This is a genomic window from Sphingomonas sp. R647, from assembly GCF_020177055.1.
In the GTDB taxonomy this organism is placed as follows: Bacteria; Pseudomonadota; Alphaproteobacteria; order Sphingomonadales; family Sphingomonadaceae; genus Sphingomonas.
On record NZ_JAIQXT010000003.1, the window covers coordinates 1 to 23,326 of the forward strand.

Annotated in this window: 17 protein-coding genes and 1 tRNA gene; 12 read left to right on the top strand and 6 right to left on the bottom strand. The window is 65.6% G+C overall.

Annotated elements, in window-relative coordinates:
• Positions 1 to 83: 83 nt before the first annotated feature.
• The 4 genes from K9B35_RS07070 to K9B35_RS07085 all read right to left on the bottom strand — a co-directional run bounded on the left by K9B35_RS07070 (position 84) and on the right by K9B35_RS07085 (position 7,622).
• A complete protein-coding gene (locus K9B35_RS07070) occupies positions 84 to 587 on the bottom strand; it encodes a DUF2271 domain-containing protein (RefSeq protein ID WP_224921129.1) in 504 nt (167 codons plus the stop codon).
• Between the two features lie 15 nt (positions 588 to 602).
• Positions 603 to 1,250 (bottom strand): PepSY-associated TM helix domain-containing protein, encoded by a 648-nt coding sequence (locus K9B35_RS07075; protein WP_224921130.1) that lies wholly within the window; start codon positions 1,248 to 1,250, stop codon positions 603 to 605.
• Positions 1,251 to 1,541: 291 nt separating this feature from the next.
• The gene (locus tag K9B35_RS07080; RefSeq protein WP_224921131.1) at positions 1,542 to 6,158 is read right to left on the bottom strand and encodes an NAD-glutamate dehydrogenase domain-containing protein; all 4,617 of its coding nucleotides are present in this window, start codon (positions 6,156 to 6,158) and stop codon (positions 1,542 to 1,544) included.
• 177 nt (positions 6,159 to 6,335) lie between these two features.
• Positions 6,336 to 7,622 (bottom strand): hypothetical protein, encoded by a 1,287-nt coding sequence (locus tag K9B35_RS07085; protein WP_412103456.1) that lies wholly within the window; start codon positions 7,620 to 7,622, stop codon positions 6,336 to 6,338.
• A gap of 180 nt (positions 7,623 to 7,802) precedes the next feature.
• Between K9B35_RS07085 and K9B35_RS07090 the strand changes: the two genes are divergently transcribed.
• The 3 genes from K9B35_RS07090 to K9B35_RS07100 all read left to right on the top strand — a co-directional run bounded on the left by K9B35_RS07090 (position 7,803) and on the right by K9B35_RS07100 (position 10,088).
• Positions 7,803 to 7,878 (top strand) — tRNA-Thr (locus K9B35_RS07090).
• 150 nt (positions 7,879 to 8,028) lie between these two features.
• Entirely contained in the window at positions 8,029 to 9,246 is a 1,218-nt protein-coding gene (locus K9B35_RS07095; protein ID WP_224921133.1) for a tyrosine-type recombinase/integrase, read from the top strand.
• 566 nt (positions 9,247 to 9,812) lie between these two features.
• Positions 9,813 to 10,088 (top strand): hypothetical protein, encoded by a 276-nt coding sequence (locus K9B35_RS07100; protein WP_224921134.1) that lies wholly within the window; start codon positions 9,813 to 9,815, stop codon positions 10,086 to 10,088.
• Positions 10,089 to 10,212: 124 nt separating this feature from the next.
• On the opposite strand, the gene K9B35_RS07105 is transcribed toward K9B35_RS07100, so the two are convergent.
• A complete protein-coding gene (locus K9B35_RS07105) occupies positions 10,213 to 10,884 on the bottom strand; it encodes a TetR/AcrR family transcriptional regulator (RefSeq protein ID WP_224921135.1) in 672 nt (223 codons plus the stop codon).
• Between the two features lie 82 nt (positions 10,885 to 10,966).
• On the opposite strand from K9B35_RS07105, the gene K9B35_RS07110 reads away from it, so the two are divergent.
• From K9B35_RS07110 to K9B35_RS07135, 6 genes are all read left to right on the top strand, one after another.
• Positions 10,967 to 12,079 carry an LLM class flavin-dependent oxidoreductase gene (locus K9B35_RS07110; protein ID WP_224921136.1) on the top strand — a complete coding sequence of 371 codons (1,113 nt, stop codon included), beginning with the start codon at positions 10,967 to 10,969 and terminating at the stop codon, positions 12,077 to 12,079.
• Positions 12,076 to 12,642 (top strand): NADPH-dependent FMN reductase, encoded by a 567-nt coding sequence (locus tag K9B35_RS07115; RefSeq protein ID WP_224921137.1) that lies wholly within the window; start codon positions 12,076 to 12,078, stop codon positions 12,640 to 12,642. Before K9B35_RS07110 ends, K9B35_RS07115 begins: the two co-directional genes overlap by 4 nt.
• An 84-nt stretch (positions 12,643 to 12,726) precedes the next feature.
• Entirely contained in the window at positions 12,727 to 15,084 is a 2,358-nt protein-coding gene (locus K9B35_RS07120) for a TonB-dependent receptor (RefSeq protein WP_224921138.1), read from the top strand.
• A gap of 121 nt (positions 15,085 to 15,205) precedes the next feature.
• Positions 15,206 to 16,534, top strand: a complete 1,329-nt coding sequence (locus K9B35_RS07125) for an MFS transporter (protein WP_224921139.1) — start codon at positions 15,206 to 15,208, stop codon at positions 16,532 to 16,534.
• Between the two features lie 19 nt (positions 16,535 to 16,553).
• A complete protein-coding gene (locus K9B35_RS07130) occupies positions 16,554 to 16,973 on the top strand; it encodes a ThuA domain-containing protein (RefSeq protein WP_224921140.1) in 420 nt (139 codons plus the stop codon).
• Positions 16,974 to 17,035: 62 nt separating this feature from the next.
• The gene (locus K9B35_RS07135) at positions 17,036 to 18,649 is read left to right on the top strand and encodes a family 43 glycosylhydrolase (RefSeq protein WP_224921141.1); all 1,614 of its coding nucleotides are present in this window, start codon (positions 17,036 to 17,038) and stop codon (positions 18,647 to 18,649) included.
• Positions 18,650 to 18,688: 39 nt separating this feature from the next.
• Here K9B35_RS07135 and K9B35_RS07140 read toward each other — a convergent pair whose 3' ends face one another.
• Positions 18,689 to 19,102 carry a DoxX family protein gene (locus K9B35_RS07140; RefSeq protein WP_224921142.1) on the bottom strand — a complete coding sequence of 138 codons (414 nt, stop codon included), beginning with the start codon at positions 19,100 to 19,102 and terminating at the stop codon, positions 18,689 to 18,691.
• A 143-nt stretch (positions 19,103 to 19,245) separates the two neighbouring features.
• Here K9B35_RS07140 and K9B35_RS07145 point away from each other — a divergent pair, with 143 nt between their 5' ends.
• The 3 genes from K9B35_RS07145 to K9B35_RS07155 all read left to right on the top strand — a co-directional run bounded on the left by K9B35_RS07145 (position 19,246) and on the right by K9B35_RS07155 (position 23,317).
• Positions 19,246 to 19,722 carry a DUF6379 domain-containing protein gene (locus tag K9B35_RS07145; RefSeq protein WP_224921143.1) on the top strand — a complete coding sequence of 159 codons (477 nt, stop codon included), beginning with the start codon at positions 19,246 to 19,248 and terminating at the stop codon, positions 19,720 to 19,722.
• A 78-nt stretch (positions 19,723 to 19,800) separates the two neighbouring features.
• Positions 19,801 to 22,191 carry a glycoside hydrolase family 3 protein gene (locus K9B35_RS07150; RefSeq protein ID WP_224921144.1) on the top strand — a complete coding sequence of 797 codons (2,391 nt, stop codon included), beginning with the start codon at positions 19,801 to 19,803 and terminating at the stop codon, positions 22,189 to 22,191.
• 13 nt (positions 22,192 to 22,204) lie between these two features.
• The gene (locus K9B35_RS07155) at positions 22,205 to 23,317 is read left to right on the top strand and encodes a Gfo/Idh/MocA family protein (protein ID WP_224921145.1); all 1,113 of its coding nucleotides are present in this window, start codon (positions 22,205 to 22,207) and stop codon (positions 23,315 to 23,317) included.
• Positions 23,318 to 23,326 lie beyond the last annotated feature (9 nt).

Below are 23,326 nucleotides of genomic sequence, written 5' to 3' on the forward strand. Positions count from 1 at the left end.
CCGGCCCGCTCCCCCACCCGGCCACCCAACGACAGTGTATTCTATGGGTGGCCGGGTGGGGGAGCGGGCCGGTGCCGGGCGCGTCAGCGCCTCACATTCAAAACTACTGCGCCCAGCTCGGTCTTGCCGCTGGCGCGGGCGGTGCCGCCCTTGGGCAGCGAGAAGGGGATGCGGACCAGCTCGCGTCCGCCCACTTCACGCGCGGCCTCGACCACCAGCGTGTAGTTGCCGGCACCCAGTTGCGGCTTGAAGCTGACCTTGTGCGTGCCTGGAGCCTTGGTCGCGCCGGTCACGCCGGCGGCGGGAAAGCGCATCGTGCGGCCCGATGCGCGCCACCACTGGCGCACGTCGCGCAGCCACTTGGTGCCCTCATTGTTCTTGAGGTCGACGTCATACCACACCGACAAGGTCTGGGCCGGGCCGCCCTCCTTCTCGATCCACATCGCGACATAGGGGCGGTGATATTCGGCAACCGTCAGGCGCGGGATCGTGACCGAGACGTCGAGCGTCTGGGCGGCCGCCATCCCCGGCGCGAACAGGCCCGCGCCGAGCGCGGTGGCGGTCAATCCGGTTACGCGAAACTGCATGAGCGGCGGCTCCCTTTAGATATGAATGAAGAAGATCGCGAGGATCGCGGGAATGACGAGGCCCGCCCCGACCAGCGGCCAGGTGCTCGGGCGGTTCTTCGAATGCATTTGCAGCAGCACCAGCCCGGTCAGCGAAAACACGATGCAGGCGAGCACGAAGATGTCGATGAACCACTTCCACACCGTGCCGCTGTTGCGGCCCTTGTGCAGGTCGTTGAGCCACGCGATCCAGCCGCGATTGGTGCTCTCGGTCGTCACCGCGCCGCTCGCCCGATCGATCGCGACCCAGCCATCGCCGCCGGGGCGGGGGAGGGCGAGGTAGATTTCGTCCGCCGACCATTCGGCGTCGGCGCGGGCGTGTTTGATGTCGAGATTGCCCTCGACCCACTCCGCAACCGGCGCGGGTAGCGGCTTCTTGGTGTCGGCTGCGTCGTCAGGCTTGATCGCGGGCAGCAGCGGCGCGGGCAGCTGCGCGGCACGCTCGACCGTCTGCGGCGATCCCTCGATCTCGGCGGCATGGTTGAGCGTGAACCCGGTAACCGCGAACAGCAGCAGCCCGACCAGGCTGATCGCTGAACTGATCCAGTGCCACGTATGCAGCTGCTTCAGCCAAAAGGCCTTGCGGCTGCGCTTGGCGCGCGCGGTCGTGGTGGTTCCGTGCATCGGGTTGGAGATGGCCTAATTGCGATTCGTTCGCAGCATTAGCGAGAGTGATTCGCAATTACAATCGGGCGCAGAGCCTTTGCGCTGGTGATCTTCTGCAAATCTGCGCTCAGCTGGCTGCGCCCTAATCGTCACCCCCGCGAAAGCGGGGGCCCATCTCCCCAGCTATCCGCTCAATGCGCCGGTGCGGTGTGCCGATCTTGCAGGAGATGGGCCCCCGCTTTCGCGGGGGTGACGACAGTGGACGTACGAGGGATCGCGGTGCAGCGCCCGGTTGTAACCAGCTGAGCATTACCGACCCAGCAACACCCGCGCCTGCCCGGCGATCTGCGCCAGCATCGCCGCATTCGGTGCCGGTGCCTTTTTCGCGCGCTCGACCAGCGCCACGAACTGCCCGACCCGTGCCGCATGTTCCGCCAGCCAGGTCTCGACCTCGGCGCGTGGATCCGTGCCGGTGCCGCGCGCGAGGAACTCGAGCCGCAATTGCTGGAAATCGCGCGCAAGGCCCGCGATCAGCAGCCGTTCCCACGGATCGCCCGCGACGATCCGCGCGGCGTTGGCCTGTGCCCAGTCCAGCCCCAGCGCCTGCCCGAGATGGGTGAACGCATGCGTCAGCTCGGTCTCGCCGATCCCGCGCCGCTGGCCCAGATCGGCCAGGCCGACCGCGCCGTCGAGTTCGAAGATGCGGACGATCTTCGCCACCAAAGCCGTCGGCGCGCCCGCCGCCTCCAGCTGCGCGGCGATGCGGCCCGATTGCGCCAGCGCCTCTTCCTTCAGAAGCGTCTTGGCCTGGCGGTCGAGGCTGTCGATGCCCGGCTTCAGGCGGTGGAGCACCGCGCTGATATCCTCGCCCGGACGGCACACGCGCAACAGGTCGGCGATCTGCGATCGGGTGGCGACCGCGATCTCGTCGAACGCGGCGATCCGCGCGCTCTCGCTCATCGCCGCCGTCTCGATCTCTTCCCATAGCGGCTGCAGGCCGAACAGCCGCTCGGTCACCACGAACATCATCGCGATGTCGCGCAGCGATGCGCCTTCTTCCTCGGCCAGCTCAAACGGGTGCAGCACGCCGAGCCGGTTGACGATGCGGTTGGCGAGCTTGGTCGCGACGATCTCGCCGCGCAGGCGATGTTCGAGGATCGCGGTCTTGAACCGCTCCTGCATCGCCGTCGGGAAGGCGGTGATCAGGTCGCTCTCCAGTGCCGGGTCGAGGCCCAGCCCGCCGGTTTCGATCGCATCCTGTAGCGCTAGCTTGCTGGTCGCGAGCAGCACCGCGAGTTCGGGCCGGGTCAGCCCCGCGCCGTCCTGCGCCCGGCGCAGATATTCCTCATTGGTCGCCAGCCCCTCGACCGCGCGGTCGAGCCGACCGCCGGCCTCAAGGATTTCGGTCAGCCGCACAAAGCTCGGCACCGCGACCGGCCCGTCATTCTCGAGGAACGACAAAGCCAGCGTTTGCAGGCGGTTATCCTCCAGCACCAGATGTGCGACATCGTCGGTCATCGCCGGCAACAGGATGTTGCGATCGGCGATGTCGAGCCGACCCTCGATCACCTCACGGTTGAGCGCGATCTTGATGTTGACCTCATTATCCGAACAATCGACGCCCGCCGAATTGTCGATGAAGTCGGTGTTGATCCGCCCGCCGCGCATCGAAAAGGCGATGCGCGCCGCCTGCGTGACGCCCAGATTCGCACCCTCGCCGATTGCACGCGCGCGCATGTCCTCGGCATTGACGCGCAGGCGATCGTTGGCGGGATCACCCACCTCGATATGCGCCTCGGCGGCAGCCTTCACATAGGTGCCGATGCCGCCGAACCAGACCAGATCGACCGGTGCCTTGAGGATCGCGGAGATCAGCGCGTTCGGCTCCATCTCTTCCGCCTCGATGCCGAGCGCCTCGCGCACCTGCGGGGTCAGCTTGATCGACTTCTCCGACCGCGCGAACACGCCGCCGCCGCTGGAGATCAGCGCAGGATCATAGTCCGCCCAGCTCGACCGGGGCAGGTTGAACATCCGCTCACGCTCGGCCCAGCTTGCCGCCGGATCGGGATCGGGGTCGAGGAAGATGTGGCGATGGTCGAACGCCGCGACCAGCTTGATCGCCTTGGACAACAGCATGCCGTTGCCGAACACGTCGCCCGACATATCGCCGCAACCCGCGACGCGGATCGTGTCGGTCTGGACGTCGGTGCCCATCTCCAGGAAATGGCGCTGGACGCTGATCCACGCGCCCTTGGCGGTGATGCCCATCGCCTTGTGGTCGTACCCGACTGACCCGCCGCTGGCGAAAGCATCGCCCAGCCAGAAGCCGCGTTCGATCGCGATCGCGTTGGCAACGTCGCTGAAGGTCGCGGTGCCCTTGTCCGCGGCGACCACGAAATAGGGGTCTTCCCCGTCATGGATCACGACGCTGTCGGGATGCACCACCGCGCCGCTGACGATGTTGTCGGTGATCGACAGCAGCGAGCGGATGAAGATGCGGTAGCTTTCCTTGCCTTCTTCGAACCACGCATCGCGGTCGATGGTGGGGGAGGGGAGCTGCTTGGGATAAAAGCCGCCCTTGGCGCCGGTCGGCACGATCACCGCGTTCTTGACGCGCTGCGCCTTCATCAAGCCGAGGATCTCGGTGCGGAAATCGTCGCGCCGGTCGGACCAGCGCAGGCCGCCGCGCGCGACCGGGCCTGCGCGCAGATGGATGCCCTCGACGCGGGGGCTGTACACCCAGATCTCGCGCCATGGCAGCGGCGCGGGCAGGTTTGGCACGCGGCTGCTGTCCATCTTGAACGCCAGCGCTTCAGCGGCGGCCGGGGCAAAGGCATTGGTGCGCAGCGTCGCGCGGATCACTCCGGAAATCGCACGCAGGATGCGGTCGTCGTCGATCGCACTGACCGCGTCGAGGCCCGCCGCGATCGCTGCATCGGCGGCGGCGATGGCTGCCGCACTGTCCTTCGCGCGCGCCGGATCATGCGCGGCGGCAAAGCGATCGACCAGCGCGGTCGCGACCGCAGGCGCGCGGCGCAGCGCCTCGACCACGGTGACGAGGCCATAGGACAGGCCGGTCTGGCGCAGGTAACGGAACCACGCGCGCAGCAGTACCACCGATGCCGGGGCCAGCCCCGCCTCGACGATCAGCCGGTTGAACGCGTCATTCTCCGCACGCATTTCGAGCACGGCGGCAATCGCGCCCTCGACCGTCGCCGTGTCACCCTTCAGCGTCCCGCCACCGGGCAGCTCGACCTCGAAATCATGGATATAGGCGTCGGCATCGCCCGCCAGCGCGGTCGGCAGTTCCTCGATCACGCGGAACCCGAAATTCTCGAACACCGGCACCGCGTCGGACAGCGGCAGCGGCCCGCCGAGGCGATACAGCTTGATCCGCAGCTTGCCGTCCTGCGGATAGATTCGCACCGAACGGGCATCGGCATTGGCCAGCCCGGCGATCGGCACGATGTCGCGCGCCGCCTCTTCGGGCGCATTGCCGTTGCGATAGCCGAACGGGAAACAGGGGGCATAACGCAGCGCCAGCCGTGCCGCGCGCGCCGGGGTCGCGCCATCCTCACGCAAGGCATGCTCGACTGCAGGCAGCCAGCCGCGCACCATCCGCTCCAGCTCGACATCGAGCGCGGCGGCATCGGGCATGCGCCCGTCATTGCGCAGATCGAGCGTGTAGCGCAGCAGCGCGACCGGCCCGTCTTCCAGCGCGATCGACCAGCTGAGCAGCGAGGCATTGGCGCGCGCCTCCAGCATCTCGCCAATCGCGACGCGGCGGCCGGTCGAGACGTCGTCGCGCGGCAGCCACACGAACGCGAAGAGATGGCGGCCCAGCGCGCTGCAGATCAGCACCAGCTTGGGCCGTGGGCGATCGGTCACCGACATCGCTGTGAGCGCGATTTCCTCCAGCGCTGCGCTGGGGAAGGCGGTGGTCAGGTCATGCGGCAGCCCGCTCAACGCGTGCGCCAGCGCCTTGCCGGTATGGCCGCGCGGGTCGAAGCCGAACTTGGTCTCGAGGCTGGCGATGCGCGAGCGCAGGATCGGCACCTCATCCGGGGTCGAATGCAGCGCGGCGCTGGTCCACAGGCCGGCATGGACCGACAGGCCGGTAACCTTCGGCCCATCCCGCAACGGCACCAGCACCAGATCGAGCGGCGCACGGCGATGCACGGTCGAAATGAAGTTCGATTTGAGCAGCAAGGGCGGCTGTCCGCCCTGTTCGAACCATTCGACCGCCAGCTGGCGCGACGCTTCGGCCAGCAGCGGCGTGTCGAGATCGACGCGGCAGATGCCCGCCGCATCGGTGACGCTGCCGTCGCGATGCCAGGTCTCATGCCCAACCAGCGTCATGCTGCCGCCCTGGAACCAACGCAGCAGCGCCGCCCCTTCCGCATCGGGAACACGGTTGGCGTCGTCGTTCATCGCGCGGCGCAACTCGGTCCAGTCGGTTACGGCCGCGCGGACATGGGCAAGGTTGCGTTCGAGATCGCGGACCAGGCCGGTGCGGTCGCGCGCATCGGCGCGCTCCATCTCGATATAGACCATCGATTCGCGCGAGCCGCCGCTGCCGATCCCGGCCAGCGTGCCATCGCCCGCGCGTTCGACTGCGACGACCGGATGGATGATCCGCCGGATCGCGATGTCGTGTGCGGCGATCGTCGCCGCGATCGAATCGACCAGGAAGGGCATGTCGTCATTGACGACTGCGAGCCGCATCGCGCGGCTGTCCTCACCCAGGCCAGTTTCGAGCGCCACCCCCGGCGTGCCGGGCGCGCGCGTCGCCGCGGCCTCCGCCACGAACCTTGCGGCCGCGGCGCGGGCGGTGTCGTCGAACCCCTCCAGCTCCCCCGGCAGGGCCCCATCGGTGAGGCGCGCATGCAGCGCCTCGGCGAGCGACTTGATCGGCGTCTTGCTCATGGCTCCGCGCTATGCGCCCGTGTGCGGCGCGGCTCAAGACTTGCTGCACCGCACAGTAACATTTGAGACTAAATTGCCGGGATAGCGGTACCGAAGCACAAAAAAATGCGCGCGAACCGGTCATTTTGACCGTGTTCGCGCGCAGCTTGGGAGAAGGCTTCAGGAAGGATCAGGGCTTCATGCGGCGGCCTTGCGCAGCGCACGGTTGGACAGCGCGGCGTCGTCCTCGATCCGCGCGACGATATCGAGTTCGCCATCGGCGCCCGCACGCGCGAGCAGCAGGACGAATTCCTCCGCGCCGGCGGCCATCTGGACATGCGCGATCGCGGGGCGCGCGCGCAGCTCGGCGCGGACCTGATCGAACAGGTCGGGCTGGGGCGCGGGCTTGCGCAGCGCGCGCTCGGCCTTGACGATCCCCTTGATGCCGCCCTCGGTGGCGCTGATGAACGCGTCGAGCCCGCCCTCGACGATGTCGTGGCGGCGCGCGTGGCTCATCACTGCGGCGAATTCGGTCAGGCGGGTCTTGTCGTAATCAGCGCCGAAGACGAGCTTGGCGGCGGCGGTCATCGGCGCGCGCGCCTGTACCGCGATCCCCGCATCGGCAAGCAGTTCGGCATAGTCCTCCGCTTCGGTTTCCGAGGCGCGAGCGAAATCATAGGCGCGTGACAAGGCGCGGTAGAGCGACGAGCGGCTGCGCGTATCGGCTGCGCGCGCCGCCGCAGCGGTCTCGCGCGCGATCAGCAGGCGATCGGCCAGCGATTCGGGGGCGGGCAGGTCGACGGTGTCGAGCACGTGCTCGGGCTCTGGCTCCGCGCTTTCGCCAAAGCCGGCGCTGGGACCATCGGCCCAGACCGGGGCGGATGCGGCCGGGGCGGGCGCGGTGCGACGCGCTTCCTCGACCTCGCGCTCCAGCCGCGCCTGGGTTTCGGCGTCGACCAGTTCCTTCCAGTTGATCACGCCATAGATGAAGTCGATCGTGTCCTCGTCGGACGAGAACGGCATCAGGATACCGCGATACAGCGTATTGTGGCCGCGCTGGCCCACGAACTCGGCTTCGAAGCCGATCGGCGCGCGGTTGGCGATGATCTGGAGATAATGGTCGGTCAGGCGCGAGAGCAGCGAGCGGCTGGGCACTTCGCCGACATGGGTGATGTCGCTGGTGACCCCGCATTCTCCGCGCAGCGACATGCCGAGATAGCGAATCGCCGGATTTTCGACGCCCTTGCTGAAATCGAGCAGCACGCTGTGCGGTCCGAAATCGGCGATATTGCCCGGATCGAGATCCTCGATCGACGGATAGGCGCGACCGTGCAGCAGCGAAACCCAGTGATTATAGGCGCGCACATGCATGCGCCGCTCGTCCGAGCCGATCGAAAGGCGATGCGCGTCGTGCGCCGAATCACTGACGCCGGTGTCGCCATGATCGGTGTCGGGGCGGTCATCGAGTCCGCGGGCGGTGTCCATGCGCATGCTCCACAGAGGGAAGTAACCCTCGATCGCACCGACTCTGCGCCGCATGTGGTAAACACCGCGTAAAGGCGCCCAATCGTCAAATCCCGCGCGGATAACGCTTCGGCAACGCTTGTCAGCTACCAACAAGGCTGATAAGCGCCGCCACCTTCCCCGGCTGCGCACGCCGGGCACGCCGCTTTAGCTCAGTTGGTAGAGCATCGCATTCGTAATGCGGGGGTCACAGGTTCGAGTCCTGTAAGCGGCACCAGTCCATACCGTGAACAAGGCTAGAAAACCGCAGAAATCTGCGGTAAACTGGCTATCGGCGGTCCCGCGAAATCTCATTATGTTCCGCCGTGGCCCACTCAAAAGGGGCCACGAATCATGGGGCCACGAACGGTGCAGGAGGCGTGGCCCCATGCTTACGGTGATGCAGATTCGATCGCTCAAACCGGCTGAGCGCCCGTATAAGGTTGCCGACACCGATGGTTTGTATTTGCTGGTGCAGCCATCGGGAGCTCTGCTTTGGCGTTTTCGCTACCGCTGCTGCGGCATCGAGAGTAAGCTCTCGCTGGGAAGTTTCCCCGATGTCTCCTTGCCCCAGGCCCGTCGAAAGCGCGATGAGGCCAAGGCCGAGCTGGACGACGGCATCGACCCCGTTGAGGAGAAGCGGCAGCGTCGCCTGAAAGCTGAGCTTGCGGCCCAGACGACCTTTGGGCTCGTGGCCGAGGAATATATTCAGAAGATGGAGCGGGAGGGAAAATCACCAGCGACCCTCAAAAAGGCCCGCTGGTTCCTCGAACTCCTGGCAGGCATCGCCAAGCGTCCAATTGCTTCAGTGACGCCCCACGAGCTTCTCGACGTTTTGAAGCGTGTCGAGCGTCGCGGGCATCACGAAACCGCGCTCAGGCTACGGTCGTTCGCAGGACGCGTCTTCCGCTATGGTTTCGCTACGCTGCGAACCGAGCGCAATCCGGCGGACATTTTGCGCGGGGCGCTCACAGTCCCGCGCGTAAAACACCATGCCGCGATCGTCGAGCCAAAGAAGGTGGGCGAATTGCTGCGCGCAATCGATGGCTATAAAGGCCGACCCGAGACCCTTCACGCGTTGAGGATCGCGCCTCACGTGTTTCTGCGGCCGGGTGAATTGAGGCAAGCGAAGTGGAGCGAGATCGATTTCGCGGAGAAGGTCTGGCGCGTGCCAGCTGAGCGGATGAAGATGAAACAGGCCCATGCGGTGCCGCTATCTCGGCAGGTGCTATACCTTCTCCAGGATCTCCGTTCGCTCGCCCGGGAAAGCGAGTATCTGTTCCCAGCGCTTCACACAACCAAGCGGCCTCTTTCAGATAACACTCTGAATGTCGCGCTACGCCGCCTGGGGTTCGAGCACGACGAAATGACCAGCCATGGCTTCCGAGCGATGGCTAGCACCCTACTAAATGAATCCGGGCTCTGGCATCCCGACGCCATCGAGCGCGCCTTGGCCCATGGCCAGAAGGACAAGGTGCGCGCTGCTTACCATCGCGGCGCTCATTGGGCGGAGAGGGTGCGGATGGCGCAGTGGTGGTCAGATTATCTCGACCAGCTTCGCGTTGGCGGAGCGGTGATCAAGGGGAAGTTCCGCAAACGCGCATAGCCGCTATGGGCCGGTTGCTGCGTGGCAGGTCTTGGGTAGGAACTCGTGATAGCGGCAGGTCGGCTTTCGGGCGGCTCCGGGACGGCCTCTAGCGGCGAAAACTGGGTGGAAAGCGGACGCTAAACGCCGAGGATCGACACCGACAGGCGCTCGTCACAGCGCTGAGCTAGCCAATCAGCAATCTTATCCAAAAATACGGCTTGGTCATCTGCGTCAGCTGCGCGCAAGTCGGCGGCTTGCGAACGAAGGCATCGCACGAGAGCGCTTCTCACTGAACCCGGCAACTCTGATACCCCATACCGCGACGAATTAGTCCAGCCACCCCACGCATTGCGGAGGCACGGCTCAACAGAAAAGAAGGCATCTTCGCAAACGGCGATACCAGTACCAATGTCGGGGTAGACGCCCTCGGCAAACTGGATCGTAGCGCCTCCCACCAACCCGGTCGTCGGCTGAACACCGTAGTCCGTCATACTTCTATTCTGCGCAAAGGCCCGAACGTCCGCAATGGGGTCGGCACCTGAATGGCAGGAAATCGCGGGGGTTGCAGAAAAGCCGCCCTTTAGGTGCCGATCGAGGTGGTGTTTGCGGCATTCTCGCAGGTGCCGTGGATGGTGGCCGGACCGACCCGCCTCGCGCTGATGCATGAACGCCTTGCGCGCGAACTGGCCCCCCGGCTCGGCCTGTTGATCCATGAGCCGCCATTCCCGCTCCCGGTGATGCGGGAGATGATGCAGTTGCACAGCGCCCTAAAGATGGACCGCGGCCTCGCCTCGCTGTGCGAACGGCTTCAGGCGGTCGCGGGGGCGGGCGAGCAGACATTGCGTACTGTGGAGACGTAGAGGTTCGAGAACCCGCCATGCCGATGTTCTGGTCGGAGGTGGTGCCCCTTACCGCAGTCCCGCGGATCGATGCCCATGGCGCATGGAGACCCTCCCGCCCGTCATCGGCGCACCGGGATACCTCTCAGCCTTCATACTGCAGATAGGCGAGCGCCATGGTCGAAAGTTCCGACTTGAGCGTGGCCCAGATCTCGTCGTCAGCCGATTCAGCGGTCGATCCCAGGCCGAATTGGCGGGCTGCCGTGGCGAACACGATGCGGAACACCGAATGGGCGGCGCGCTCGGGATCCTTGGACCGGATTTCGTCGCGGAACGTCAGGATCGCCTTGGCCGAAAGATCGGCCGAGCGCTGCGCGGTCTCACGCCCGGGGGCCGAAACGGCGGGGTCGATCGACGCGCGCTGCATGATCGTCCGCAGCAGTTGCGAATGGGTCGAGAGGAAATTGCTGTATCCATCCACATAGCGCGGCAGAAATTGGGCAAGCGAGCTGGATTCGCTGAGGAGCCCGGCGATCATCTCGCCCTCCTTCTCGACGATCGACTGCAACTCCTCCGCGATCACGGCGTGGAGCAGCCGGTCCTTGCTCTCGAAACGCAGATAGATCGAACCGATCGATACCGCGCCGCGCTCGCTCACGTCCTGCAGCGTGAATTCCTCGCTCCCCCGTTCGAGCATGAGCGCCTTGGTCGCATCGAGCATGCGGCGAAACGAAGCAAGGCTGCGGCCTTGGCGGGGCTTACGGCTCAGCGCGCTGGCGGCGAGGGCCTCGGTGGGCGACGGAGCGACACTTGACATGCGGAGCATAAGGGATATCAAAATAGGAACGTCAATTCTAATTTAGACAACAGCGAAGATTCTGATTCGCGGGGGAGAGGTCATGCGGTTCTCGGTTTTTCTCAATGCTCGTTCGATGCGTCCCGAGGACGACCGCGCGTTGATGCAAGATCTGGAGCGGCACGCGACGCTCGCCCGGGATCTGAACTTCGACGCGGTGTTCATGCCCGACCACCATTTCAACGGGTACATGCCGCTGGCGAGCGACAGCTTCATCTTCGCCGCCTATCTCGCCGCGAAACTGCCCGAACTGCATTTCGGCTTTTCAGTCGTGTCGGTGCCGCTGCACCATCCGGTCCGTTTCGTTGAGCGGATCAACCTGCTCGATCAGCTGACCGACGGGAAACTGCTTGTCGGGGTCGGTAGTGGCACGACGCCGGAGGAGATGATCGGCTTTGGCGTCAACTACAAGGACGCCGGTGCGGTTGCCGAACGCAATCTGGCGCTGGCCGAGCAACTCTGGGCCAAGCGCATGGAGGATCCGGCAGTCGAGATCGCCAATGGCCCGCATCAGGGGCGGGTACTGCAGCGGATCGCGCCGGCGGCCTATACCCCAGGCCATGCGCGGCTGATGCCCGTGGCGCTCAAGGAATCGAGCGCACGTCGCGCTGCGACCCATGGCTGGCCCGCCTTCATCCCGGCCTTCACCCCGCCCCAGATCGGCGGGACCGAGCCGTTCGTCCATGTGAAGAAGTATTTCGACACCTATCGCGCCATGCTGGAAGAGGCGGGTCACGACGCGGCAACGATCGCATCGGCGCTCGACTGGACGACGCACACCTATCAGGCGGTGCATGTCGCGGAGACCGACGAACAGGCGCGCGACGAACTCATGGTGATACTGCGCCACTATCAGGACGCGATCGAGCGCGAGGCGGAGTTCAACGCACGCGCCGAATCGGACGATGCCAATCGCAAGACCGATCGCACGCCCAACGCGCTGACCGATGACTGGATCGGCACCTGGTGCCTCTATGGATCGCCCGAGACGGTGATCGAGCATCTCAAGCCCTATGAGCAGTTGGGCATCGGCAACATCCTGTGCGGGACCCTGACCGGGCCGCTGACCGAAGAGCGGATGCGGCTCGGCAATCAGACGCTCGATCTGTTGTCGCGCAAGGTGATGCCGGCATTCGGTGGCGGTCGTCGCGCATGACGCATGTCGTGGGAATCGGTGGCACGCTGCGCGAGGGGTCATCCAGCGAGCGGCTGGTGCGGGCAACGCTCGACCGCTGCGTGGCGCGCGGGGCCTCGGCACAGATGTTCGACGGGCCGTTTCTGGCGCAGCTGCCTCATTATGACCCCGCCGCCCCGGTCCGCTGCGCGGCGGAGCGCGACCTGGTCGAAGCGGTCCGCGCCGCCGATGCGCTGGTGATCGCATCACCGGGTTATCACGGTGGTATTTCCGGGTTGGTGAAAAATGCGATTGATCTGCTTGAAGAGCTGGCGCGGGACGCCCGGCCCTATTTCGATGGACGGCCGGTAGGATTGATCGTGTCGGCGGCGGGGTGGCAGGCTACGGGCGTGACGCTGACCGCGCTGCGCGGTGTGGTGCATGCGATGCGGGGTTGGCCGACGCCGCTCGGCATCGCGGTCAACTCGGTCGAACAGCGTCCGTTCGACGGATCGGGCGCGCTCGCCGATCCCGCGATCGCGGCGCAGATCGACATGCTTGCGGCCCAGTTGGTGGCACCGGTGGGAGCGCTTGCCCGCGCTTGACTCGGGTTTCAAATGAATTAGAATACCAATTCTACTTAAATCCAGATGCGGGAGAACCCGCGCTGAAGTGAGGGAGGGGATATGATGCGTAAGCTCATGTTGAAGTCGTGCCTGTTTGCCAGTGCTGCCATGATCGCAGGGTCGCCTGCACTGGCGCAAACATCGCAGGCCGAAGAAGAAGAAATCGTCGTTACCGCGCAGAACCGGGTCGAGAACGTCCAGGACGTGCCTATCGCCATTCAGGTAGTTTCGGGTGAAACCCTTGAGAAGGCGGGCATCTCCGACCTCAGCGGCATCCAGCAGGTCGCTCCTGCGGTGCAGATTGTTCAGGACACCAATCTGACGCGCGTGACCGTCCGTGGCGTCGGCACCAACGATAATGCCGAAACACAGGACACGTCGATCGCGGTCAATATCGACGGTGAGTATATCAACCGCCCGACGGTCCTGAATGCGGGCCTGTTCGACCTCGCCCGGGTCGAGGTGCTGCGCGGGCCGCAGGGCACGCTGTACGGCCGGAACGCCACCGGCGGCGCGATCAACTTCATCACCCGAAAGCCGGGCGCGGAACTGGGTTTCAACCTCACGGCATCCTACGGCAATTTCGATCATGTGCTGGTGCAGGGCGGGATCGATCTCCCGTTCGGCGATATCGGCGGCATTCGCGTTGCCGGGACCTATTCGAAGCGGGATGGGTATTTCTCGCATCCCAACCTCACCATCAGCACGGGTGACGACTATACCCGTGGCGGCCGTGTCAGCCTGGTCCTTCGCCCGACCGATGCGCTCACGATCGACGCCGCTGTCGAGCATGTGGCGTCAGACCGCCATCTGGCGGCGCAGGCTTTTGCCAACTTCAATTCGGGCCTGGGCTATAACGCAGCCAACGCGCCGGGTGCGACGTGCAACCAGAATGGCTTTGTGCGCGTGGGTGCGGATACTCGTCTGGTCGTCTGCATTCCGCAGAACACCAACGCGCTCGCCGCGGTCGATCGGGGCAACTACCTCGCACCGGCGCGTAGCCCGAGCATTCAGGAGCAGCGGACGACGGCTATTCGCGGGCGCGTTTCCTATGATTTCGGCGGTGCTACCCTGACCTATACGGGTGGCTATCGTACGACGGACGAGAGCTTCGACGCCGGGCTCGCTCCGGCCTACACCTTCAAGAACTTTGCCAACGATGTGGACACGCAGAGCCATGAGCTGCGGATCAATGGCGGCAAGGCCGGCGGTATCCAGTGGCAGGCTGGCGCGTTCCACTTCAAGGAAGAGCTTGATATCGAACGCGGCCTGTTCAACGGCCCGCCGTTCCTGCCGGCGTTCCTGCTGGGCGCCAATGGCGGCTACATCAACTATTTCGACCGTCAGGTAAGCAGCTCGAGCTGGGCCGTGTTCGCCCAGACCGATATCCCGATCACCGAGACGCTCACCGCAGTCGTCGGCGGACGGTACACGTGGGACGATCGCAGCGCGGTGTTCAACGTCTATGGCAGCGGCATCGCCAACCCCACCTCGCCGCTGAACAACACCGGCCCGGTTCGGATCACGGCGGCACCGCTGTCGGTACAGCGGCCGAGCGCGAGCGCGGAGAAGTTCACCTGGCTGGCCGGGCTCAACTACCAGCCAGACGCCGACACGCTCGTCTATGCCAAGGTGTCGACGGGCTTCAAGGCCGGTGGCTTCGACTCCGTTGGATCGTACGCGCCGGAGAGCAACACCGCCTATGAAGCCGGGATCAAGCGCAGCTTCGGCGGCGGCGGGGCGAACTTCGTCAACCTCTCCGGCTTCTATTACGACTACAAGGACCTGCAGGCATCGGTGCTGCTCGACAACTCGATCGGCGGCCAGGTGTTCAACGCCGGCAAGGCGCGGATCTGGGGCATCGAGCTCGACGCGTCGTTCAAGGTGCTTGAGAACGGCCGCTTCACTGCCAGCGTGAACTATCTCGACTCGAAGTATCAGGACTTCCTGGCTTCGTACGCGGTGTTCTGCGCCTCCTCGACCTTGCCCAGCGGCTGCGTCACTGGCCTTGGCGACATCGATAGCAATGCGACGGCGGCGCCAATCGTGCAGCCCAACCTGGCTGGCAATCGCCCGCCGCAGTCGCCGCGCTGGGTGATCGCTGCAGGTTATGAGCATCGCTTCGATCTGGGCGGCTCCGGCAGCATCACGCCGAGCGTCTTCTCGCGCTACAAGAGCTCGTACTTCGTCGACATCTTCAACTATAATGACTCGCGCCAGAAGGCGTTCTTCCAGACCGATGCCAACATCGAGTGGCGCTCTGCGGACGACAAGTTCGGGGTGCAGGCATTCGTCCGCAATCTCGAAGACAACCAGCCACTGACCTATGCGGGCTTCACCGCTGCGGGCAACGACGACATCTATGTCTGGCAATTCGGCACGCCGCGTACCTACGGCGTCCGGCTCAGCCTCGACTTCTGATACAACCCTCCTTGGGGCGACCGGAAACGGTCGCCCCTTCCTTTTCAAGGACGTGTCGTGACGCTTTCCCCTTGTGGCGAACGGATCGTCGCCGACCTGCATGACCCGACGGTGACGTCCCTTGGCGCCTGAGACGCAGCGAGGCGGGGCGCCCCTCTCGCTTACCGAGCGGCTGAGCTATGGCGCGGGCGATTTCGGCTTCAGCCTCGCCTACAACATGGCGGGCGCGTTCCTGCTCTTCTACTACACCAATGTGGCGATGCTGCCTGCGGCCGCAGTGGGGACGATTTTCCTCGCCGCGCGGCTGCTCGATGCGGTCATTGACATCTTCGTCGGCATTGCGGTCGACAAGACGCGCACGCGCTGGGGGCGCACGCGGCCCTATTTCCTGTTTACCGCCATTCCCTATGCGCTGGTGTTCATCCTCGTCTTCACCGTGCCCGACTGGTCGCAGAATGCGAAGCTGATCTACGCCTTCCTGACCTTCAAGGCGCTCGGCATCCTGATGTCGCTGGGGTCGATCCCCTATACCGCGCTGATGCCGATGATGACGACGGATACCGGCGAGCGACTGAAGCTCGGTGGGATGCGGTCGATCGGCACGTCGATCTCGGTCATCCTCGGTACCGCCGCGACGATGCCTTTGGTCGGGCTGTTCGGCGGCGGCGATATGCAGCGCGGATTTCTCGCCACCGCGATCCTGTTCGCCGGCCTGTCGCTGATCGCGCTGTTCCTGCTCTTCCGCAATTGCAAGGAACGGTACGAAGATCACGCCTCGCCCAGCTTCGCGGTCCTGCCCGCAATCGGGGAGATGCTGCGCAACCGCGCCTGGCTGGTGTGCTTCGGCTTTACCCTGCTCTATTTCGTGCGGTTCGGGACGATGATCTCGCTCACCGCCTTCTTTGCGATCGATGTACTCGGGCATCCCTGGATGATCTCGATCCTGCTGCCCGCCATTTCGGGCACATTGCTGATCGCCGCGTTCATTGCGCCGCCCATCCTCGCGCGTACCGGTATCCGCAAAGGGTGCTTTGCCGCATGTCTGATCGCGGTCGCGCTGTTCCTGTTGCTGCCGCTGACCGAGGCAAGCCCGCCGGCGTTCCTCGCGCTCTACATCGCCGCATCGGTCGTCACCTCGGTCACCATCACCGGCATTTTTACGATGGCGGCGGAGACGGTCGACTATCACGAGGGACGCTTCGGCACGCGCAATGAAGGCCTGTTGTCGGCCGGGATCAGCCTGGCGACGAAGGTCGGCATGGCGGTCGGATCGGCGGCCATCGCCTATTCGCTGGGCGCGGTGGGCTATGTCCCGACCGGCGTAAGCGACGCCGCGCGCGAGACGATCCGCTGGTCATATTATGGCTGGCCGGTCGTGCTGCTCGCGCTGCAGGCGGTGGTTGTCCTCGCTTGGCCGATGGAGCGCGCGAGCCGGCCTGCCACCGCCTGATCGTCCCGGAGACCTATCGATGCGAGTCACGATGGCCTTGTTCTGCACCGCTCTGATCGCCGCCGCCGTATCTGCACAGACCGTGCCGGTCGCCGACATCCCGGTGACGTTCGATCCTGCCGCCAAGGTGCGCGTGCTGGCGACCGCGCTCGACGATCCGGCGGATTACGATCCCGAGCGCGCCGGGCCGAAATACGACCCGAAGGCCTACTCTGCCGAAAACCTCGCCAAGATGCAGAATATGGGCAGGCCGGACCCGCAAATCTGGGTGCAGGACTATGGCAAAGGTCGCGTCTTCTCGATCACGCTGGGCCATGGGCCGGACACGATCCAGTATGACGGCTTCAGGACGCTCTTCGCGCGCGGCACCGAATGGGCGGCGACGGGGAAGGTGACGATCAAGCCTTATGACAAGGCAGCGGATTTCACACATCCATAACGGGATCGCTGGAGCGCACACACGCGCGCCCGCGGCTTGCCAAGCTTTCTAGGAAACAGTGCATGGATCGAATCTCGCGACGCAATCTGTTCGGCGGTGCTGGAGCGGCTATGCTGGCCCCCGCAATCGCCACGTCCGCGCCGCTTGCCACGCGCGGCGATCGGGGCGTCGGGTTTGAAGGGCAGCGGTGCGCGGATCGCGGCGACGGCACCTTTCTGAACCCGATCCTGGCCGGCTCATATCCCGATCCGTCGATCCTGCGCGATGGCGAGGATTATTATCTGACCTTTTCCTCGTTCGAGGCCGATCCGGGCCTGATGATCTGGCATTCGCGCGATCTGGTGAACTGGCGACCCTTTTCCGTCGCGTTGCCCGCGCCGCTCGGCTCGGTCTTTGCGGTGGACCTGATCAAGCATCAGGGTCGCTACTACATCTATATTCCCTTCATTCCGACCGCCTGGTCGACCAGCGTGCGCGGCAGCGCGGCAATCTACGTCATCCATGCCGATCGGATCGATGGGCCGTGGAGCGCGCCGGTGGACACCGGAATTCGGGGTTATATCGATCCGGGCCACGCCGTCGGTGAAGACGGACGCCGCTACCTGTTCCTGTCTGCGGGCCACCGGGTTACGCTGTCGAACGACGGACTCAAGGCGGTCGGGCCGGTCGAGAAGGTTTATGACGGGTGGCGCTATCCCGATGACTGGGTGGTCGAAGCCTATGCGCTCGAAGGGCCAAAGATCTTCCGCCGCGGGGACTATTTTTATCTGGTCAGCGCGGTCGGGGGAACGGCGGGTCCGCCGACCGGCCATATGGTCATTGCTGCACGATCGCGATCGATCCATGGCCCCTGGGAAAACTGTCCGCACAATCCGATCGTGCGCACCAAATCCGCGACCGAAGCGTGGTGGTCGCGTGGCCATGCCAGTTTAGTGCAGGGGCCGGCGAATGACTGGTGGATGGTGTATCACGGGTTCGAAAACGGCTTCCGCACCCTGGGGCGGCAGACCTTGCTCGATCGCGTGGAATGGACCCCGGACGGCTGGTTTCGCGCCGTGGGGCGCGATCTGTCACGACCAATGGCGAAGCCCCGCGGGGGCCGTGCCCAGCCGCACGGCCTGCCCCGCTCCGATGAATTCAGCGTCTCCGCGCTCGGCACCCGCTGGACCTTCCACGCGCCGCAGAAGGACGAGGCAAAGCGCGCCGCCTTCGGTCCCGATGGACTGTTGCTCACAGCGCGGGGAAGCGGTCCGCATGACGGGTCGCCGCTGACGGGCGGCGCTGGCGATCGCAGCTATGAGGTGCAGGTCGATGTCGAGCTGGAGGGTACGGCGACGGGCGGGCTGTTGCTGTTCCTGTCGAGCCGACTCTTTCTGGGCATAGCCATCGATGGCGATCGCATGATCACCTATGGCGGCGGAGGGCAGCATCATTGGCGGGAAAAGGTGCCGCCCGCGCGGCGTATGTATCTGCGGCTCGAAAACCGCGAGCACATCGTCACCTTCCACTACAGCCTCGACGGGAAGAACTGGATCCGGCATGGATTGCGGCTGGAAAGCTCGGGCTATAACCTCAACACTTCGGTGCCCGGACAGGGCGAAAGCCTGCGACCGGCGCTGTTCGCGTCGGGCGAAGGCGCGGTCCGGTTTCGCAATTACCGGTACCGCGCCATCTGACGGTCAGCAGGGGCGTCACGGCTCGGATCGACGGCTGCTTCAGAACTGCCGTCCCATTGTCTCCTCTGGCTTGGCGCGATGCGAGCGCGCCGCGAGGATGATCAGCAGTGCCAGCCCCGCCAGCATGGCGTTCTGGGGCAGCGCGGCGCTTTCCCCGCGCGCGATATGAACCAGTGCGGCGCACGCCTGATTGATGATGGCATAGAGCGCGGCACCAGCAGCGACCCGGCCCCGCGCGGGCCGGATCGCGCCGAAGATCAACAGCAGCGCAGCGGCCAGCAGTTCGCTGAGCCCGACCGCGCGTCCTAGCAGGTCGGGCAGGGCGGTTATCCAGGCGTGGTGCTGCTCAAGCACGGCGCGCGCGGCAAAGCTTTTGAAATAGCCGAAGAATCCGAATGCGGCGGCCAGCAGCAGCGCGGCACTACGTGCGAGAATCCGACGCCCGGACGCCATGACAATCACTCTCCTCACACTTTCGAACTTGACCCGTTTGGCTCTTTATAGAATGAAGGTTCTAATTAAGAAGGGCGGTGGCCGCAAGCGCCGCGCCGAAGATGAGAGCGGCCAGGCCGCACGCAAACAATGCGAGAGGGTCGATGGGCAAGATCAAGCGGGGCGTGAGCCTCTACAGCTATCAGAACGAGACGTTTCAGGGGAAAATGACCCTGGAGGATTGTATCCGCACCAGCGCCGAATTCGGCGCGCACGGGATCGAGATCATCGGCGAGCAGAGCTTCTGGGGCTGGCCCGAGGTCGGGGTCGAGGATGCCGCGATCGACAACTGGCACCAACTGATCGCCAAATATGACTGCGTGCCTAGCGTGGACGGCGAGAAGATCGCGCGCGAGGATGTGCGCTTCTCCGTCCGCGGCAAGACTTATGCGCTCGACGAGATGGAAACCGTCTATGACGACCGCTGGAATTTCGGCGAGAAGGCGCGGATCATCGCGCTGAAGCCGGGCGGCCGCGCTCCGGGCAACCATCGGATCGAGTTCGCCGTGCGGATGCGCGTGTCCTATCTGCCCTTCGTCCCGACGACCAAGGACAGCAAGGAACTAGCGCTTGCCGCCTGACCCCATGCGGGCGGTGGCGGCATCGCGCCCCGCCGCCCGCCTGCCGTGCGTCCGCGCGCGGCGCAACGGATTGCATTCATGACAGATCTGACTCTCGATCAGGCCGCTTCGCTGACTGCTGGTGGTGCCATGTGGTCGTCGGTGGCGATCCCCGCAGCGGGGATCCCAAGCTTCACGATGAGCGACGGCCCGATGGGCATCGCGAGCGGCAAGGTCGACGAGCGCGACATTGCGCGCCTGTCTCCCTGCGCCACCGCGCTGGGCGCGAGCTGGGACGTCGATCTTGCGCGGCGCATCGGCACGCTGGTTGGGCAGGAGGCGGTCGGGCGCGGTGTCGATGCGGTGCTCGCCCCCAACATCAATCTGGCGCGCAGTCCGCTGGCCGGGCGCGCGTTCGAATATTTCTCCGAAGACCCGCTGCTGGCCGGCATTCTCGGTGCAAGCTGGATCACCGGGCTGCAATCCACCGGCACCGCATCGGTCGCCAAGCATCTCGTCTGCAACGACAGCGAGACCGACCGCGACACGGTCGATGTCCGCGTCGACGAGCGGACGTTGCGCGAAGTCTATCTGCTGCCGTTCGAATTCGCGGCGGAGGCCGGGTGCGCGGGCATGCTCGCCGCCTATAACCGCGTGAATGGATTGCACTGCGCCGAGCAGCATCATGTGCTGACGACAGTGGTGAAGGGCGAGTGGGGCTATCGCGGCGCGATCATGAGCGACTGGTTCGGCACGCATTCGACCGAGCCGACGCTAAATGCCGGCCTCGACCTCGAAATGCCCGGCCCCGCACGCTTTCTGGGAGCAAAGTCGGAGGCAGCGGTCGCGGCGGGGAAGGTTGCGCGCGCGCGGATCGACGATGCGGCGGCACGGGTCACCGGACTCGCACGCCGCGCGACCGGCGCGAAACAATCGCCGCTGAGCGATGCCGATATCGACGCGCTGCTGGTCGAGGCGGCGGCGGCGGGCTTTGTCCTGCTGCGCAATGAAGGCGATCTGCTCCCGCTCGTACCGGAAGCGATCGGCACGCTGGCGGTGATCGGCCCCAATGCCGCGGCACCCTGTTTCCAGGGTGGCACCTTCGCCAAGATTTCGGTCTCGCCCGATTTGGCATCACCGGTCGATGCGATCCGCAGGCGCTTTGGCGGCGCCCGCGAAATCCTGTTCGAGCCGGGCGTCGATCCCGCGCCGCGCCTGCCGGGCATGCCGGTGCGCCCTGCGCGCGATCTGGGCGATGGCGCGACGCGCGGCATGACGGTCGAGTATTTCGAGAGTCGCGATTGCAGCGGCACGCCGCTGTCGCGCGAGACGCGCGACACCAATTCGCTGGTGTGGTTCGTCGGCGTGCATGACCAGGCGCGCTTTGCGGCAGGCGGATCGATCCGTGCGAGCGGCGTGTTCACGCCGACCCGCGACGGCGTCCACCGCTTCCATCTCGGTGCCACCGGCGTCTCGCGCATGCGGGTTGACGGTGAAGAGATTGTTGCGACGACCGAATGCCCGCCGGGTGACGTGATGGGCGTGCTCAAGGCCGGGGATTCGGTGATCGCCGAACGCGCGCTGATCGCCGGAAAACCGGTGGAGGTCGTGGTCGAATTCAGCTTCGACCCCGCGCGCGTCCACGGCCTGTGGTACGGCATCCGCGCGCCGGGCAGCCGCGAGGGACTGCTCGCCGCCGCAGAAGCCGCCGCGCGGCGCGCCGATGCGGTGGTGCTGATGGTCGGCGAAACGTCTGACTCCAGCGTGGAGAGCAAGGACCGTCCTGACACGAAGCTTGCCGCCGACCAGATCGAGCTGATCGAGCGCGTGACCGCGGCCAATCCGCGCACCGTCATCGTCGCCAATGTCGGCCATGCCTACGACACTGCGTGGGAAGAGCGCGCCGCCGCGCTGATCAGTGCCTGGTATCCGGGCGAGGGTTTTGCCGAGGCGATCGCGCAGGTGCTCGCCGGCGATCGCGAGCCGGGCGGTCGAATGCCGGTGGTGATTGCGCGCAATGAGGGCGACTATCCCGGCTATGCGCTGAAGCCTGATGCCGATGGGCAATTGCCGTATCGCGACGGGGTCCGCTTCGGCCATCGCGGCATCATCGCAGCCGGGCTGCGCGCACGGCATACGCTGGGTGAGGGCATGGGCTATGCCCGGTTCGCGTGGAGCGATGCGGCGGTCGAGGATGGCGCGATTGTCGTCACCGTGCGCAACATCGCCGAACGCGCCGGGAGCGATGTGGTCCAGCTGTATCGCAATACGCCCGAGGTTGCGCTGGTCGGCTTTGCCAAGGTCATGCTGCAACCTGGCGAATCGCAACGCGTGCGCATTCCGCTGGTCCGACGACGGTTCCAGCGCTGGGGCGACGGCGGGTGGGCCGATATCGGCGATGCGGTGGCGGTTCGCGTTGCGCGGACAGCCGAAGACGCCGGGTTGGCGCTGACGGTGGACGTCGCCGCGATAGCTGGCACCGGTCTGTAACGGGAGGGGGCGAATGCGGCTGCGGATGGGAATGATCGGCGGCGGGCCGGGGGCGTTTATCGGCCCGATCCACCGTATCGCGGCCGAGCTGGACCGCGAGATCGAGCTGGTCGCGGGGGTGTTCAGCAGCGATGCCGGTCGCTCGCGCGCGGCTGCAGCGGATTATCGGATTGATCCGGATCGCGCCTATCCCGATCTCGCCACGATGTTCGCCGCCGAGGCTGCCCGCCCGGACGGAATCGATTTCGTGTCGATCGTGAGCCCCAACCATCACCATCTGCCCGCCGCGCGCGCCGCGCTCGCGGCTGGCGTCGCGGTAATGAGCGACAAGCCGATGACCGCATCGCTCGCCGAGGCACGCGAGCTCGCCGATCTCGTCGCTCAGGCGGGGCGGCCCTATGCGCTGACCTATACCTATTCGGGCTATCCTTTGGTGCGGGAGGCGCGGGCGCGGGTCGCCGCGGGTACGATCGGCACGGTGCGCAAGGTGGTCGTGGAGTATCCGCAGGGCTGGCTCGCCGGTCCCGCAGAGGGAAAACAGGCCGAATGGCGCGTCGATCCGGCGCGCTCGGGCGCGGGCGGATGCATCGGCGATATCGGGGTTCACGCCTTTCAGCTCGCCGAGTTCGTCACAGGGCTACGCGTCACGCGGCTGCTCGCCGATCTGGCGGCGGTGGTGCCGGGACGTGCGCTGGACGACGACTGCTCGATCCTGCTGCGCTTCGACAATGGCGCGCGCGGCGTGCTGCTCGCGTCGCAGATCGAGGTGGGGGAGCTCAACGGGCTGCGCATCCGCGTCTATGGCGACAAGGGCGGGCTGGTGTGGCGGCAGGAGACGCCCAACGATCTGACGCTGCACGGCATTGACGGGCGGACCGAGATCGTCCGCGCCGGCGATGCCGCGCTCGGTGCCGATGCCCGCGCGCGCAGCCGCACCCCGGGCGGGCATCCCGAGGGGTATCTGGAGGCCTTCGCCAATTTGTACCGCGACTTTGCGGCGCAGTTGCGTGGCGAGGCCGCGCCGCTGCTGCCCGACGCGGCCGAAGGACTGCGCGGCATGGCGTTCATCGAGGCCGCCGTGACCGCCAGCCGCGATGAAGCTGGCTGGGTCGATCTGACGATTTGAGGAGAGCGC

What these genes read in the sequence shown, in the direction of transcription:
- K9B35_RS07150 (WP_224921144.1), top strand. Translation starts at nt 19,801, where the DNA reads ATGACAGATCTGACTCTCGATCAGGCCGCTTCGCTGACTGCTGGTGGT.
- K9B35_RS07145 (WP_224921143.1), top strand. Translation starts at nt 19,246, where the DNA reads ATGGGCAAGATCAAGCGGGGCGTGAGCCTCTACAGCTATCAGAACGAG.
- K9B35_RS07085 (WP_412103456.1), bottom strand. Translation starts at nt 7,622, where the DNA reads ATGGACACCGCCCGCGGACTCGATGACCGCCCCGACACCGATCATGGC.
- K9B35_RS07155 (WP_224921145.1), top strand. Translation starts at nt 22,205, where the DNA reads ATGCGGCTGCGGATGGGAATGATCGGCGGCGGGCCGGGGGCGTTTATC.
- K9B35_RS07105 (WP_224921135.1), bottom strand. Translation starts at nt 10,884, where the DNA reads ATGTCAAGTGTCGCTCCGTCGCCCACCGAGGCCCTCGCCGCCAGCGCG.
- K9B35_RS07095 (WP_224921133.1), top strand. Translation starts at nt 8,029, where the DNA reads ATGCTTACGGTGATGCAGATTCGATCGCTCAAACCGGCTGAGCGCCCG.
- K9B35_RS07120 (WP_224921138.1), top strand. Translation starts at nt 12,727, where the DNA reads ATGCGTAAGCTCATGTTGAAGTCGTGCCTGTTTGCCAGTGCTGCCATG.
- K9B35_RS07135 (WP_224921141.1), top strand. Translation starts at nt 17,036, where the DNA reads ATGGATCGAATCTCGCGACGCAATCTGTTCGGCGGTGCTGGAGCGGCT.
- K9B35_RS07140 (WP_224921142.1), bottom strand. Translation starts at nt 19,102, where the DNA reads ATGGCGTCCGGGCGTCGGATTCTCGCACGTAGTGCCGCGCTGCTGCTG.
- K9B35_RS07080 (WP_224921131.1), bottom strand. Translation starts at nt 6,158, where the DNA reads ATGAGCAAGACGCCGATCAAGTCGCTCGCCGAGGCGCTGCATGCGCGC.
- K9B35_RS07110 (WP_224921136.1), top strand. Translation starts at nt 10,967, where the DNA reads ATGCGGTTCTCGGTTTTTCTCAATGCTCGTTCGATGCGTCCCGAGGAC.
- K9B35_RS07070 (WP_224921129.1), bottom strand. Translation starts at nt 587, where the DNA reads ATGCAGTTTCGCGTAACCGGATTGACCGCCACCGCGCTCGGCGCGGGC.
- K9B35_RS07075 (WP_224921130.1), bottom strand. Translation starts at nt 1,250, where the DNA reads ATGCACGGAACCACCACGACCGCGCGCGCCAAGCGCAGCCGCAAGGCC.
- K9B35_RS07130 (WP_224921140.1), top strand. Translation starts at nt 16,554, where the DNA reads ATGCGAGTCACGATGGCCTTGTTCTGCACCGCTCTGATCGCCGCCGCC.
- K9B35_RS07115 (WP_224921137.1), top strand. Translation starts at nt 12,076, where the DNA reads ATGACGCATGTCGTGGGAATCGGTGGCACGCTGCGCGAGGGGTCATCC.